At 65.0% G+C, this 14,807-nt stretch carries 12 protein-coding genes; 1 reads left to right on the forward strand and 11 read right to left on the reverse strand.

Going from position 1 to position 14,807, the window contains the following annotated elements:
* Nucleotides 1–15: 15 nt before the first annotated feature.
* Entirely contained in the window at nt 16–516 is a 501-nt protein-coding gene (locus SKP52_RS25950) for a hypothetical protein (RefSeq protein ID WP_148309026.1), read from the reverse strand.
* A gap of 63 nt (nt 517–579) precedes the next feature.
* Entirely contained in the window at nt 580–1,758 is a 1,179-nt protein-coding gene (gene purT, locus SKP52_RS04685) for a formate-dependent phosphoribosylglycinamide formyltransferase (RefSeq protein WP_039579797.1), read from the reverse strand.
* A 116-nt stretch (nt 1,759–1,874) separates the two neighbouring features.
* Here purT and SKP52_RS04690 point away from each other — a divergent pair, with 116 nt between their 5' ends.
* On the forward strand, nt 1,875–2,357 hold the full coding sequence (locus SKP52_RS04690) for a methylated-DNA--[protein]-cysteine S-methyltransferase (RefSeq protein ID WP_039572302.1): 483 nt from the start codon (nt 1,875–1,877) through the stop codon (nt 2,355–2,357).
* On the opposite strand, the gene SKP52_RS04695 is transcribed toward SKP52_RS04690, so the two are convergent.
* From SKP52_RS04695 to SKP52_RS04735, 9 genes are all read right to left on the reverse strand, one after another.
* Entirely contained in the window at nt 2,354–3,589 is a 1,236-nt protein-coding gene (locus SKP52_RS04695; protein ID WP_039572305.1) for an MFS transporter, read from the reverse strand. The two genes, SKP52_RS04690 and SKP52_RS04695, sit on opposite strands and share 4 nt — an antisense overlap.
* A 76-nt stretch (nt 3,590–3,665) precedes the next feature.
* Nucleotides 3,666–4,148, reverse strand: a complete 483-nt coding sequence (locus SKP52_RS04700) for a GFA family protein (RefSeq protein ID WP_039572308.1) — start codon at nt 4,146–4,148, stop codon at nt 3,666–3,668.
* A 61-nt stretch (nt 4,149–4,209) separates the two neighbouring features.
* Nucleotides 4,210–5,310 (reverse strand): aminotransferase class I/II-fold pyridoxal phosphate-dependent enzyme, encoded by a 1,101-nt coding sequence (locus tag SKP52_RS04705; protein WP_052208858.1) that lies wholly within the window; start codon nt 5,308–5,310, stop codon nt 4,210–4,212.
* 145 nt (nt 5,311–5,455) lie between these two features.
* Nucleotides 5,456–7,081, reverse strand: a complete 1,626-nt coding sequence (locus tag SKP52_RS04710; RefSeq protein ID WP_039572313.1) for an N-acyl-D-amino-acid deacylase family protein — start codon at nt 7,079–7,081, stop codon at nt 5,456–5,458.
* 19 nt (nt 7,082–7,100) lie between these two features.
* A complete protein-coding gene (locus SKP52_RS04715) occupies nt 7,101–9,050 on the reverse strand; it encodes a serine hydrolase domain-containing protein (protein ID WP_039572315.1) in 1,950 nt (649 codons plus the stop codon).
* Between the two features lie 12 nt (nt 9,051–9,062).
* Nucleotides 9,063–10,547, reverse strand: coding sequence for a serine hydrolase domain-containing protein (locus tag SKP52_RS04720; protein WP_052207820.1), 1,485 nt, complete (start codon nt 10,545–10,547; stop codon nt 9,063–9,065).
* 33 nt (nt 10,548–10,580) lie between these two features.
* A complete protein-coding gene (locus SKP52_RS04725) occupies nt 10,581–11,621 on the reverse strand; it encodes a DUF1611 domain-containing protein (RefSeq protein ID WP_039572318.1) in 1,041 nt (346 codons plus the stop codon).
* The gene (locus SKP52_RS04730) at nt 11,621–12,763 is read right to left on the reverse strand and encodes a dipeptidase (RefSeq protein WP_039572321.1); all 1,143 of its coding nucleotides are present in this window, start codon (nt 12,761–12,763) and stop codon (nt 11,621–11,623) included. The genes SKP52_RS04725 and SKP52_RS04730 overlap by 1 nt, the downstream gene beginning before the upstream one ends.
* Before the next feature lie 97 nt (nt 12,764–12,860).
* Nucleotides 12,861–14,744 (reverse strand): CocE/NonD family hydrolase, encoded by a 1,884-nt coding sequence (locus SKP52_RS04735; protein WP_039572322.1) that lies wholly within the window; start codon nt 14,742–14,744, stop codon nt 12,861–12,863.
* Nucleotides 14,745–14,807 lie beyond the last annotated feature (63 nt).

Here is a 14,807-nt window from a genome sequence, read left to right on the forward strand (position 1 = left end):
GGGGTGGATTGCGGACTAATGCTTGGGTGTTGGTGTTGGCGTAGGCATGAAAATTGGATTTGGATTTTTCTGTCCACGACATAACTCGAATCCCCCGGACGCCTCCTTTTGGAAGCGCGTCGGCCATCCGTCGATGCAATCGGCTGGCGTCGTATCGATGCCGTCCATGATAGCGAAAGACAATGAATTAGCCCGCGCTTCCCCAATCAAACAATTCAAATTGGCTTTTGGCATTCCGTCAATTTTTACAAATGATGACCCCGTATAATCTGGTTGCGCGGAGTCCGTCACGAACTTCTCAATCTTACAATTTCTGATCAGTCGCGGGCTCAGAGGGCCGTCCTCCGGCGCGTGGCTCGGACCTAGGATATAATCGAAGTTATCATCGATCACTCTAAGATATTGGGTTGCCGGTTTTTCAGAAAACAATGTGGCGACACCAGCGCTGGCAATCGCCAATGAGGCACCGGCCAACATCCCCAAGAGGAAAGGGCGTCGTTTCTTCACTGTTTTCATGGCTGAGGATTCTACCCATGTTTTCTATGTCCGCAAACGGTCGAAACCGGCATTCCAGCTTTCCTAGCGATAATCGATGGCCAGTTTGCCTGCCGCTGCAACCGCGGCCGCGCGGGCATCGTCCGTCGTCCCGCCCGCGACGCGCGCCAGCGCGACTCCCATGCGGCGATAGGGCCGCGTGACCGGCTTGCTGAAAATGCGGGCATCGACCGACGTTGCGGCGTCGGGCGCCGCGAGCGCGTCGGCGAGCCCGGTGATCGCAAAATCCTGCGCATCGCGGTCGGCGAGCAGCACGGCACTCGCGCTCGCATCCGGAACCGCGATCGCGGGGATCGGCAGGCCAAGGATCGCGCGCGCGTGCAGGTCGAATTCGGACAGCGATTGCGAGATTAAAGTGACCATCCCGGTGTCGTGCGGGCGCGGCGAGAGTTCGGAGAAGATCACCTCGTCGCCCTTCACGAAATATTCGACCCCGAAAATGCCGTGGCCGCCGAGGGCATCGACGACCTTCGTCGCCATTGCTTGCGCCGCCGCGAGCGCCGCATCCGACATCGCAGCGGGCTGCCAGCTTTCGCGATAGTCGCCGCGTTCCTGCCGATGGCCGATCGGCGGACAGAAGCTGACGCCATCCTTGTGGCGGACGGTGAGCAGCGTGATCTCATAATCGAAGTCGATGAACGCCTCGGCGATCACGCGCAGCCGGTCGCCGCGCATCCCCGCGGCGGCATAGTCCCACGCAGCATCGATACCAGCTGCGTCCTTGACCGTGCTCTGGCCCTTGCCCGACGACGACATGACGGGCTTGACGACGAGTGGAAATCCGATGCGCTCGGCCGCCGCTACCAGTTCCTCGCGGCTCGTTGCATATTCGAAGGTCGAGGTTTTGAGACCCAATTCGCTCGCGGCGAGATCGCGGATCGCGTCGCGGTTCATCGTCAACTGCGCCGCGCGCGCCGACGGGACGACGTGGAATCCCTCGGCTTCGACTTGGGCGAGGATCTCGGTGCGGATCGCCTCGACCTCGGGCACGATATGGTTGGGCCGATATTTCTCGATCGTCGCGCGCAGCGCGTCGCCGTCGAGCATCGAAAAGACTTCGAACGCGTCGGCGACCTGCATCGCGGGCGCGCCTTCATAGCTGTCGCAGGCGATCACGCGGCACCCCAGCCGCTTCGCCGAAATCACGAATTCGCGGCCGAGCTCGCCCGAACCAAGGAGCAGGATGGTGGCGGTTGGGGTCATGACAGTCTTTCCATCGACGTTGGGCGCAAGATTCGGGACGCACGGCGGCGCGGCCTCCGCCATATGAATTTCAGCATCAAAGTGCGACAGCGAATGACATCCAAAGGACCAATCCCGTGACCTATTTTTCGAAAACCATCTGGTCGCCGGTCGGCGAATTGACCCTCGTTGCCAACGACCGGGGCCTCGCCGCGATCCTGTGGGAGAATGATAAGCCCGACCGGGTCCGGCTTGGCACCATGAGTGAAAAGCCGGATCATCCGGTGCTGGTCGAAACCGAGCGGCAATTGGGTGAATATTTTGCTGGTGAGCGCCGTAGCTTCGACGTGCCGCTGTCTTTTGCGGGGACCGATTTCCAGAAGCGCGTGTGGGCCGCCTTGCTCGCCATCCCGTTCGGCGAGACGCGCAGCTATGGCGAGATCGCCGACCAACTCGGCAACCCGGGCGCCTCACGCGCAGTCGGCGCCGCCAACGGCCGCAATCCCATCTCGATCATCGCGCCGTGCCACCGCGTCGTCGGATCGAACGGCAAGCTGACCGGCTTTGCCGGCGGGCTCGAGGCGAAGGCGTTCCTGCTCGACCTCGAACGAGCCGCCTAAAGGTCGAGCGTGCGGATTTCGGGAATCATCCTCCACCACAGCAAGGCGCCCAGCATCGACAGCGCCGCCGCCGTGGCAAAGGCATAACCATAGCCGCCCAGATAATCGACGATCAGGCCGGTCACGATCGGGCCGACGATGCCCGAAATATTGCCGAGCGCGTTCTGCACGCCCATCCAGCTGCCCGCCGCCCGCGGCCCCGCGAAAATCTGGCCGACGGCGAAGATATTCGTCGCGATCAGCCCGGCGCCGAAGCCCGCCAGCGCCAGCCACACCGCCAGCATCGCGTAACCGTCGGCGACCGCGATGCCGGCGGTCGCGGTGCCGATGGCGAGTTGTCCCGCAACCATCAGCCAGCGACGAACCTCGCCTTCATTCGCGCCCCTGGCGACCATCCGGTCGGACAGCCAGCCGCCGGCGAGCGCGACGACGCCCTGCGTCATGAAACTCAACGTCGTCAGCGCGGTCATTTCCCCGATCGAATAGCCGCGCGTGTTGACGAGGTAGAGCGGCAGCCAGGCGAGCAGGAAATAAAAGCCATAGTTCGACAGGAAATGGACGACGCTCATCTTCCACAACGCCGGCACGCGGAGCAGTTGTCGGATCGAAACCCTCTCGCTCGCCGGGACGGCGTGCGCGCGGGCCCGCATCGACGCTGCGGCGAACTGCCAGGGAATAAGCCACAGCAGCGTCACGGCGCCAAAAATCCAGAAAACCGGTCGCCACCCCCATTCGCCGAGGATCGCGCCGCCCGCAAGCACGCCCACCGCCGGGCCGAAAGCGATTGCGGCCGCCACCGCGGCATTGGCGATCCCGCGTCGTTCGGCGGGGACTTCGGCGGCGAAAATCTTGGTGCTGCCGGGAAAGGCGATACTTTCGCCGAGCCCAAGGAACAGCCGCAAAATGATCAGCGACACCAGACCGCCCGCGAAACCGGTGAGCGCCGTGCTTATCGCCCAGATCGCAACCCCGAGCGCGAAGACGCGATAAACGCAAAAGCGATCGCAGAGCCAGCCGACGAACAGGCAGGCGGGGGCATAGACCCAGAAAAAGGCCGATACCGCGAGGCCGAAGCCCGTTGCCGACAGCCCCAGCTCTTCCTTCATCAGCGGCGCTGCGACGCCGATCGCCCCGCGGTCCACATAGTTGAGGAGGACCGACAGCGCGATCAGGACGACGACCCACGTCACCCGCTTTCCGCCAGCGCGGCTTTCGATCGATTGCGTCGCCATAGTCAAGCGCTCCCCTGCCCGGCAACAGGGCTAACAGATGGAGGGCCGCGCGCCAGCGAAAATTAGGGACGCCGCTTCACTCGGGCCACCGCGCCGTATCATGGTCGGGATGCTGATGGTTGCTCGCCCTGATTGCACCGACATAGGCGGCCATTGTTTCTTCGGTCGTGCCCTCGGCCTTGATCGGCAAATCCTCGAAAAGCGACAGCTGGCCTTCGAGCCCGAACTGGACTTGCGGCGGGAACGCCGACGGATCGTCGAACGATCCGGTCGTCAGGTTGATATGCTTGCTCTCGAAATAGTCGTAGAGAAGCGGCGTCCCGCAGTCGCGGCAGAAACCGCGCGCCGCCTTGTCCGAGCTGTTGAAGGTCGCAGGCTCCCCGCGCGTCCAGGTGATCGCATCGCGAGGCACGCCGATCAGGGCGATGAAGAAATTGCCCGCCGCCTTCTGGCACATGCGGCAATGGCAGATATGCGACGTGTCGAGCACCGCGGTGACATGATAGCGCACCGCGCCGCACTGGCAGCCGCCCGATGCTTCGGTTTCGATGCGGTCCATGGCTGTGCTCCTCAATCGATCAGGCAGACGGTGCTCGCTCGATGCCGGTTCGGCAACATCCTTATTCGATCCGGGCGCCCACGGCGATGGCCGCTTTGGCCCTGAGCCAAGGTTCGATGCGGCGGATCGCCTCTTCGACCAGATCAGTGGAAACGGCAAAGCTGAAGCGTATGAAACCATGGCCGTCGACGGGATCGAAATCCAGACCGGGAGCCACGGCCACGCCGGTATCGCGCAGCAAGTCCTCGCAGAAGGAGAGGCTGTCATTCGTGATATGGCCGACATCCGCATAGATATAGAAAGCGCCATCGGGGGGCGCGATCCGCCGCAGGCCCGTCGCCGGGAGTGCGCCGAGCAGCAGTTCGCGATTGCGCGCATAGGTCTGGATATGGCCTTCGAGTTCATCGCGGCAGTCAAACGCGATCAGGCCGGCGTGCTGCGCGAGCGAGGGCGGCGTCAGAAACAGATTGCCCATCCGGGCGCGGGCGGCGTCGATCAACGTCTCCGGCACGACGAGCCATCCCAAGCGCCAGCCCGCCATGCTGAAATATTTGGAGAAGCTGTTGACGACCAGCGCACCCGGCGCGTGCTGGAGCATGGATTCCGCAGGAAGCGTGTAGCTGAGCCCGTGGTATATTTCGTCCGAGACAAGGGCGATGCCGCGGCGCTGACAAACCTCCGCGAGGGCCCGCAGCTCATCCGGCGGGATGATGGTGCCGGTCGGGTTGGCGGGGCTCGCGACGATCAGCCCATCGGGCGCGGGCTCCAGACGCGCGACGGCTTCGGCCGTGATCTGAAACCGTTCGGCTTCGCCGCAGGCGAGCTCGACCGGCACGAGATGAAGCGCCTTGAGGGTGTTGCGATAGGCGACATAGCCGGGCCGCGCGAGAGCGACCTTGGCTCCGGGGGAAAACAGGCATGAGAGGGCAAGGACGAAGGCCGGCGAGGCGCCGCACGTGAGGATGACCTGCTCCGGATTGACGGAGACGCCATAGGCTCCGCCATAATGGGCCGCGATACGCGCCTTGAGCGCAGGACTTTCCCAATAGCCCATGCCGTCGGCATCGAGAATCTCGTGCGCGGCCTTGATCGCAGCGGCCGGAGCGCCGGTGGAAGGCTGGCCGAACTCCATGTGAATTACCGAGCGCCCCTCCGCGCGCATCCGATGGGCGAGGCGACTGATGGCGATGGCGTAAAAGGGATCAATTTCGATCGGCACGGCTAACAGGCTCCGCAAGGTCTCAAAGATTTGTCGCTGCGCCCCCCTATCCGAAAAGCGGCATTGCCCAAATTACCGCGCGGACACGTCAGACCGCCGGACATGTGTGACGCAGCACGGTTCCGCTCCGTGATCCGGTCGGCTGCCCCTTGGCAAGAGCGACGACGCCATTGACGATCACCTCGTCAATTCCGGCGGGGGCCGCCGTCGGCGCTTCGAACGTCGCATGATCCTTGATGGCCGCCAGGTCGAACACGACGATGTCGGCGCGCATGCCGGCGCGCAGCAGCCCGCGATCGGCGAGGCCCAGCCGCTGTGCGGGCCAGCCGGTCATTTTGCGGATCGCGTCGGGCAGCGTCAGCACCGGGCGTGCCTGGACATATTCGGCGATAATACGTGGAAAGGTGCCATAGGAGCGCGGATGCGGCCGCCCCGCGACGGCGGGGTCGACGGTGCTGTCGGCTGCCGAGGCGTCGGTGCCGATGCTTACCCACGGCTGTTTCATCGCAAGGTCGATGTCCTTGTCGTCCATCATGAAATAGAGCGCCGATGCGCGCGCGGGCAGGGCGGCGAGCCAGATGTCCCACGCGGCGTCAGCGGGATCCTTGCCGAGCGCCTTGCCTATGTCGGCGAAATTCTGTCCGTTGAAGCGCTTATATTGTTCGACCTGTCCGTTGGCGAGGACGACATTCTTCCACCCGCCCGAGGCATGGACGAGGTTCGACCAGTCGGCCTGCGGTCCGGCGGCGAGCTCCTTCTTGAGCTGTTCGCGCACCGCGGGGTCGCGCAGCGCCGCATGCGCGGCTTCGCGGCCTTTGGCGAAGACATGTGTCGGCACGGTCACGTCGAGCCCGGTGCCGCCGGCGCGATAGGGATAGATGTTCGCGCCGATATCGACGCCGCGCGTCCGCGCCGCCTCGATCCGCGCAATCGCCTGCGGCATTAGCTTGCCCCACAGCGGGGCATAGGCGGCCTTGATGTGGAAAATCTCGACCTTGGCGCCGCTGCGTTCGCCGATCGCGACCGCCTCGTCGATCGCGGCGAGCAATTTGTCGCTCTCGTCGCGCATGTGGGTGGCATAGAAGCCGCCGCACTTGCCGGGGATCGCCGCCAGCCGCGCCAGATCGGCCGTCGCCTGGAAGCTCGCAGGCGAATAGATGAGCGCCGACGAAATGCCGAAGGCGCCCGCTTTCATCGCGGTGCGTACCTCATCCTCCATCGCGCTGAGCTGCGCTTCGCTCGGCGCCCCCGCGCTGTCGCCCATCACCTTCACGCGCGCCTGGATCGCGCCATAATAGGTGCCGAAATTGACCGCGATGCCCTGCGTTTCGAGCGTGCTGAAATAACCGGCGAGTTCGCTTGCGGGCACCGCCGTCCCGCCTTCGCCGGCTATCAATGTGGTGACGCCCATGCGCAGCTTGTTCGCCGCCGATCCGTCGCGTGGCAGCACGCGCCCCGACTGGTCGAGCATGTCGATGAAACCCGGCGCGACATAGCGCCCGCTTGCGTCGATTTCTTGGCGTCCCTTGCCCTCGATGACGCCGACGCGCGCGATGCGACCGTCCTTGATCGCGACGTCGGCGGTGACCCACGGATTACCCGCGCCGTCGAGCACGCGGCCGCCGCGAATGACGATGTCATAGGCGGCGGGCGGCGGCGCGGCCGCGCCGACCAGTAGCAACGAGGCAAAGGCAAGCGCGAACGGCCGGGTCATGCGGAAATCTCCCTGATTGTCAGTCCTCGACGTACAGATATTGCGTCTGCTGGCCGTCATTGATGGCGAGCGTTCGCTTGCCGTCCTTCGTCCCAACGAGCGCATCGACACCGATGCTGCCGGGGCCGACCGAGACGATCGAGACGCTGCCATCGGCGTTCTTGCGGGTGGCGAGCGGCCCCTCGACGAAGCCGGCCTTGATCCATTTCTGGCCGTTCTTCTCGCTGATCGTGATCTGGCCCACCGTCGGATCGCGATAATGGCCGGCCAGGTCCGCCAGCACCGCGGCGTCGCCCGGATAGGTCAGCCGTTCGCGCTTCGCTATGGCCTGCGCCTTGATCCGCGTGGCGGCCGCGGTGACGTCGCGCGCGGCTTCGGGCTGGCCGTCATAGAGGATTTCGAGCAGGCGGCGGAGCGTCGGCGCCAGCATCGACGCGCCCGGATCGCTGTTGACGAGGATCACCATGCCGACGCCCGATTCGGGCAGAGCAAACCAGTTGCTGTGATAACCGACCAAAGTGCCGCCATGCGTGACGACCTGCACGCCAGAGGCGTCGCGCTGGAACAGCCCCATGCCGTACCAGCTGTCGGGGCCGACCTGCACGCCCTTTTCGCGCCGCGCGAGCAAATTGGCCTCGCTCACGACGCGCTTGCCGTCGAGCATGCCCTTGCCAAGCTCGAGCTGGACGTAGCGCACCATGTCGGCGGTGGTGGAAAAGGCCGCGCCTGCCGGGCGATAGGGATAGGGCGACCAGTTGAAGTCGTTTGACATCAGCGTCACCTTGCCGTCGATGTCGAGGCCGTGCGGCGCCGCCCAATTGCCCGCCATGCCTTCGGCATAATCGAACGTGCTGTCCTTCATGCCGAGCGGACCGAAGACCTTCTCTTCCATCGCGCGGTCATAAGCGGCGCCGAACTCCATCTTCGGATAGAGGATATGCCCGCCGACGTAACCGGCCGCCGAGGCGAGCTGGTTGTTATACTGGAACAGGTCGCCGAACTTGCTGGTCGGCATGGTGGCGGCAAGCTGCGTGAACGTGTCGGCGGCGGGCTGCCCCTTGTCGGCGAGGATGAAGCCGAAATCCTTGCGCGGCAGGCCGGTGCAGGCGCAGATCAGATGCTTGACGAGCACCGAGCTGGTGACCTCGTCATTGCCGAGGCGGAATTCGGGATAGAGGTCGACGACCTTTTCGTCCCAGCGCAGCTTGCCTTCGTCCGCGAGCGTCGAGAGGAGCAGCGTCGTCATCCCCTTTGTGTTCGAGGCGATCATGAATTTGGTGTGCTCGTCAACCTTTTCGGGCGAGCCGAGCGCGCGGACGCCGAAGCCGCCCTGCCACAATATCTTGCCGTCATCGATCAGCGCGAAGCCGACGCCGGGAACCTCAAGCTCCTGACGGCTCTGTTCGACAAAGTCGGTCAGCAGCTTGATGCGCTCGGGGGTGAGCTCGTGCGCGGTCTTGCCGGCGAAGCTTTCCTTCTGGAAGCCCGCCGGACGGAGGCCCTGCGAAACCACCGACATTGCGGCGGACCGCTTGGCGGCGGTGCCCGCCGCGCCATCGACGATCAGCACCGTCCATGCGGTGCCCTTGCGCAGCGCGCTCGCCGAACGTGCGGCGCGCTCGGTCGGCAGCGTTTCATAGGCGAAGCTCACGCGCTCGTCCCAGCCGTCGGCGGGCGGCGCGGCCGTGCTCGTGCGCTGGGCCGGCACGGCGCCTGGCCGGACGATGGCCCAGGCTTTCGCGGCGGCGTCCGCGGCATCGGCAGCGCCGCCGATCTCGGCGACGACGATGCGCAGGTCACCCTCGGGCGAGGTGAAGATCAGCGCGGGGCCTTGCTTCGATGCGGTCCAGTCCTTGGGCTGGACATATTGCACGCCGCTGGCGAGCTGGCCGGGCGTATCGGCCGCGACGGTCTGCGCAAGGGCGGCGACGGGCGCGCAGGAGAGCGCGAGTGCGATCAACAGCTTCATGATGGCTTCTCCTCAGGGCTGGACGAAATGATAGAGAACATGCGGTTGCGACGTGAAGGACAGGCGCCAGCGCCCCTCGGCGCCATGGAAAAGCAATTGCTCATAGGGACCGCCGGCGCGGGCGCCGGTGGCCTGTTCGAACCGCATCGGGCCGACGCGTTCCCAATAGGTGGTCTTGCCGTCGTTGGTGACGGTGACGGCGTTCGGGCCTGCTGCGGTGACCTTCAGGTCGCGTTCGGGATTGGGGGTGCGCGTATAGTCGCGCCGGTTCACGCGATAGGCGCCGAGCGGCAGTATCTCGCCCGCCGGGGCGGCCACGCGCGGGGCTGGCGTGACGGGGAACAGCCGGCCGATCAGTGCCTCGGTCAATTCGGTGCGTCCGCCGTAGCTGCCCTGGCCGCCGGTTTCGGAAACGAAGAAGCCTAGCCCCGCCTCGGGCGCCAGGATCATGTTCGAATGGAAATCGCCGGTGTTGCCGCCATGCCCGACCATGCGCGGGCCTTTTTCGCGAACGACGAAGAAGCCGTGCGCCATGCCGGGCAGGCCGGGGGCGTTGGCGACCGAGTCAGTCATCAGCAGTTTGACCGACGCGGGTTTCAGGATGCGCGCCTTGCCCAGCGCGCCGCCGTTCATCATCGCCATCATGAAACGCGCCATGTCCGGTCCGCTGCTCGTTCCCGATCCGGCGGGCATCACCGGGCTGAACAGTTCGAACGGCTCGGCGACCAGCCGCCCGTCCTTGACCTGATAGCCCGACGCCATGCGCGGCGCGAGCGCGGCGGGCAGGGGTTCGCGAAAGGTCGTGGAAGTCATGCCCAGCGGAGTGAAGATATGCTTTTCGACATAATCGGGGAAAGCCTCGCCCGACACACGCTCGACGATATAGCCGGCGAGCACCGAACCATAATTCGAATAGGAGGTCTCGGTCCCCGCGCGCCAATGGCGTACCGGAATATGCGTCTTCATCCATTCGACATAGGGCGTGATCTTGTCGGGCGTCGGTGCGGTCAGCCCGCCGACGTCGCTCATCCCCGGCGCATGCGCCATCAGGTCGCGCACGCGGATCCGCTGGCCCTCGAACGCGGGAATCTTGAAATCGAGATATTTGTTTACGTCGGCGTCGAGGTCGACGCGGCCCAGCTCGACCTGTTGCAGCAGCGCGCTCCAGGTGAACATCTTCGATACGGACCCTGGCCGGAACAAAGTCTGTTGTCCGTCGACCGCGATGCCCTTGTCGATATCGGCAAAGCCGTAGCCGCGCGAAAAAAGCACCTTGTCGCGATACACGACGGTGACGACCGCGCCCGCGACTTCGCGCGTCGCGATCTGCTGCGCCATCACGCCGTCGACGAAATCGGCAAGCCCGCCGATCCGGTCCTGCGGGATGCTATAAGCAGTTTCCGCAGCGGCCTGCGCCATCGCGGCGGAGGGCAGGGCGATCGAGCCGAGCAGCGCGGCGGCGAATGCAGTGCGGCGCAGGGCCGGAAAGCGGGTCATGGCAAGTCTCCGAAAATCAGGGAAGTCGGGTGGTCATGCGAGGCAGCTGTCGACGAGCACGTCGAACGCGGGGCCGCCGCGCACGGGATCGGCGACGGGCAGGCCGAGGCGGGCGCTCTCGCGCGCCATCAGCTCGGTGGCGGCCGCCTCGCCCAGCGCCGACGTGTTGAACGCAAAGCCCCCGCAACGGATCGCGGGATTGGTCCGCCGGCCGAGCAACAGGGTGAGCTCGACGATCTCCTCGACGCTGGTCAGCTTATAGCCTGCGGTGCCGAGCATCTCGGTGCGGCCGGGCTCGTGGCAAACGACGAAGACATCGGGTTGGCTGCCATGGAGCAGCCCCAGCGATACCGCGGCATAGGCGGGGTGGGTCAGGGCGCCCTGACCTTCGATGATATCCCAATGGCCCGGGGCCGCGTCGGGCGACAGAAGCTCGGCGGCGCCCGCTTCGAAATCTGAGACGACCGCGTCCATCGCGATGCCGCCGCCGGCGATCATGATGCCGGTCTGGCCGCTCGCGCGGAAATCACTGTCGATGCCGCGCCGTTCGAAGGCGCGGGCCAGCGCCAGCGCGGTATATTTCTTGCCGAGCGCGCAGTCGGTGCCGACGGTGAGTAGCCGCTTGCCGCTGCGCTTGCGCCCGGTGCCGACCGGGATCTGCGGCGGCGGCACGCGCACGTCGATCAGCTGGCGGCCGAGTCGGTGTGCGGCTTCGGCGAGTTCGGGGATGTCGGCGAGGCGCATGTGCATGCCCGCGATCAGGTCGAGCCCCGCCTCCAGCGCCTCGACCAGCGACGCGCGCCAGTTCGCGGGGATCACGCCGCCGAGGTTGGCGACGCCGATCACCAGCGCCCGCGCACCGCGGGCATGCGCTTCGGCGGCGGTCAACGCTTCCAGCCCGGTGGTGACCGTGGCGCCGGGCAGCCGCAACTCGCCAACGCATTTGTCGGCCGCCCAGTCCCTCAGCCCGAAGGCGGTCTTGGCAAAACCCGGAACCGTCGTGTCGCCCAGGAACAGCACATAGGGCTGCGGCAGCACGAGCACCCCGGCGATGCGGTCGGTCATGGCGTTCATCAACCGCCCCAGGTTGCGGTGAGCAGCCGCTGGAAATTGCCGCCGAGGACCGCGAGGATATTCGCATCGGAATATTTGCGGCGGAGAAGTTCGTCGGTCAGATCGAACATCTTGAGCGGGTGATCGAAACCGTCGATGTCGATCTTTTCGCGAAAGGCGTAGCTGTCCTTATAGGCGCCGCGCAGCATCTTGTTCATTTCGGGCGAGGTGTCGTCATAGCCATAGAGGTCGGAATCGGTGCCGATGCCGACATGGTCAATCCCGACCAGCTTCACGACATGGTCGATATGGTCGACATAATTCACGATCGTCGTCGGATCGGTCTTGCTCACGAAATTACGCACCCCGGTGATGCCCATCACCCCGCCCTTGGCGGCGAGCGCCTTGATTGCCTCGTCGGTCTTGACGCGCGGGTGATCGATCAGCGCGCGGCAATTGCTGTGCGTGATCGCGATCGGCTTTGGCGAAATCTCGATGGCGTCGAGCGTCGTGCGGTCGCCGCTGTGCGAGACGTCGACGAGCATGCCGACCTCGTTCATCGCCTTGATGATCTCGACCCCGAAATCGCTGACGCCGCCGTCGACGCGGTCGGTCGATCCCGACCCGATGCGATTCTGCGAATTATAGGTGAGCTGGGCGCAGCGTTGCCCGATGCCATAGAAGGTCTTGACGTCGGCCGGGCGCAGGAAATGGTCGGCGTTCTGCAAACCCATGATCACCGCGACCTTGCCGTCCTGCTTGGCGCGCAGGATGTCGGCGAACTTGTCGACGCCGGTGAAGACATGGCTGTTGCGCGCGACGAAATTGCCCCAGATCGCAAAGAAGCTGAGCGCCTGTTCCTTCGCCGTCGGGCCGCCGATGCCCACCGCATGATGGATGGCATTGATGCCGCTGGCTCGAAAATCCGCGGTTTCTTTCTCGCTCAGCGCCTTGGTGTAATAGCTGGGGTCGAAGTCGATCTTGATCGGCGCGAGCATGTCGACGACGACCGCGCGCTGGACCAGCTCGATCGCGCGCTTCGAATAGGCGCGGTTCGTGAATGGGCTGATCTGGATTTGCGCCCGCGCGATATAGGGAGCGGCGAGGGGGGCGGCGATCGCCGCGCCCGCGGCGCAAATCGCCTGCCGTCGAGAAAATAGCATCTTCGTCCCCCCATATTAAATTTTCCAATCAGGACGATATTGTCCCAATTGGATATCGTCAATCATTTCCTTCGAACAGGAGGACTATTCCCGACGGTCAGCGCACCACGGGCAGTTCGACATAGGAAAGGCGGCCCGGCGCGTGGTGGACGACGTTCGTCGCGACGACGCCCTTGCTCTCGCGCTCGTTCGGCCCGCCGGTGTTGAGATTGCGCACGAATTTGGGGAAGTTCGACGAGGTGACCTCGATGCGGATCCGGTGGCCGACGCCGAAGCGGATGCTCGTCGCGATCGGCGAGGGCTTGATCGGATAGACCTCGCCCGGACGCATCATCGCCGGCTTGCCGAACCCCTCGCGATAACGCGCGCGAAAGATCGTATCGCCGATGATCCATGCGGTGCCGTCGGGCGCGACATCGACCAGCTTCAACGCAAAATCGGTATCGGGCGCGCTCGACGACACATTGAGCAGCGCATCGACGAAACCGCTCACCTCGATCGCTTCGGTCAGCGGCTCGGTCGAATAGACGAGGACATCGTCGCGAATCTCGACCCTGCGCTGGTCGAACGCGCCCGGGATCACGATGCCGCCGTTGCAGCAGTCGCCGCCGCCCACCGTCGGCACCGGGTTCATCGGATCGTAACGGAAACGATCGGGGGTATCGGCGCCGGGCGCCTTGGCGACCAGGCGGCCATCGCCGTTGAGGCTGTTCGCATTGCCGCCGCTGTCGAGATAGAGGCGCAGCGGCTTGGTGCCTTTAGGCGGCCAGCTCTCATTGCTGCGCCACTGGTTCGCGCCCATCGCGAAATAGCGGACGTGCGGCGTCGAGTCGGGGAAGGCCTTTTTATTAGCCTTCAGCCAGCGATCGAACCAGCCGAAGATCGCACCATCGACATCGAAACTCGTGTCGCCCATCGAACGCTCGCCAACGACCGTGTCCTTGCCGAGGCGCGCATAGCCGCAGTGAGTGACGGGCGCGATCACCGCATATTGGTTCGCGGCAGCCTCGGCATCGGTGGTGCTCGCGCGGGCATGGTTGAACAGCTCGAGGTTCGGGCCGATCGAGACGTCGTACCAGCTGTTGAACCAAAGCGCGGGCACGCCCCACCCCATGTCGTCATGATAGAGCCCGCCCTCGCGCCACGCCGGGTCGGCAGGCGTGCGGGCGATCAGTGTGTCGAAGGTTTGCCGCGGTTCGCCCAGGCTCGACAGCAGGGTGTCGACCGGCAGGTGCTTGATGTGCTTGTTCCAATCGACCTTGGGCTTGGTCGCGGCGAGATCGTTGTTGAGCGTGGCGCGGGCGCGCGTCGCTTCGTCAATGTCGGCGGGAAGCTGGGCGCGGACCGGATTGTCGACGCCATAGAGCCAGACGAAGAACAGGCTGCGCGGCACGCCGCCGGTGTACCAATTGCCCTGTTCCTGGAAACGGCCGACCTTGCCGATCCCGGCGCCCGCCGCCATCGGCACCATCGCGGCGTGCGCGGGATGGTTCTGCGCGGCGAGCGCAAGCTGCCATTCGGCCGAGGAGGAGCAGCCGAGCGTGCCGATCTTGCCGTTCGACCAGCCCTGCGCCGCGATCCAGCTCAGCGTGTCGTAACCGTCGGTCTGCGGCTTGCCGAGGATCTCATACTTACCCTCGGAGAAATAACGGCCGCGTTCGTTCTGGACGATGAAGACATAGCCGCGCCGTACCGCCTCGATCGCGTAACGCTGCGTCGGTCCGCGCAGCTTGTGCTCATTATAGGGCGTCTTCCACAGGATCACCGGCAGGCGGCCCTTGGGGTTCTTCGGGGTGTAGATGTTCGTCGACAGGCGAACGCCGTGGCGCATCGGCACCATCACCGCGATGCGCGAATCGGCGAGCGTGGCGATTTCGTTCTCCAGCGCTTCCGGCGTGTATTTCGACAGGTCCTGCGCGGCGGCGGGCGCCGCTGCGAAAGCGGCAAGAAACAAAGCGAGCGGCGAGCATAAGCGCAACATCGGCAACTCCGTTATCCCGGTTTTCGGCCCCGGTTCGACACCGCAGGCATACAGACCTCAACC

It is taken from the genome of Sphingopyxis fribergensis, assembly GCF_000803645.1.
GTDB classification, from domain to species: domain Bacteria; phylum Pseudomonadota; class Alphaproteobacteria; order Sphingomonadales; family Sphingomonadaceae; genus Sphingopyxis; species Sphingopyxis fribergensis.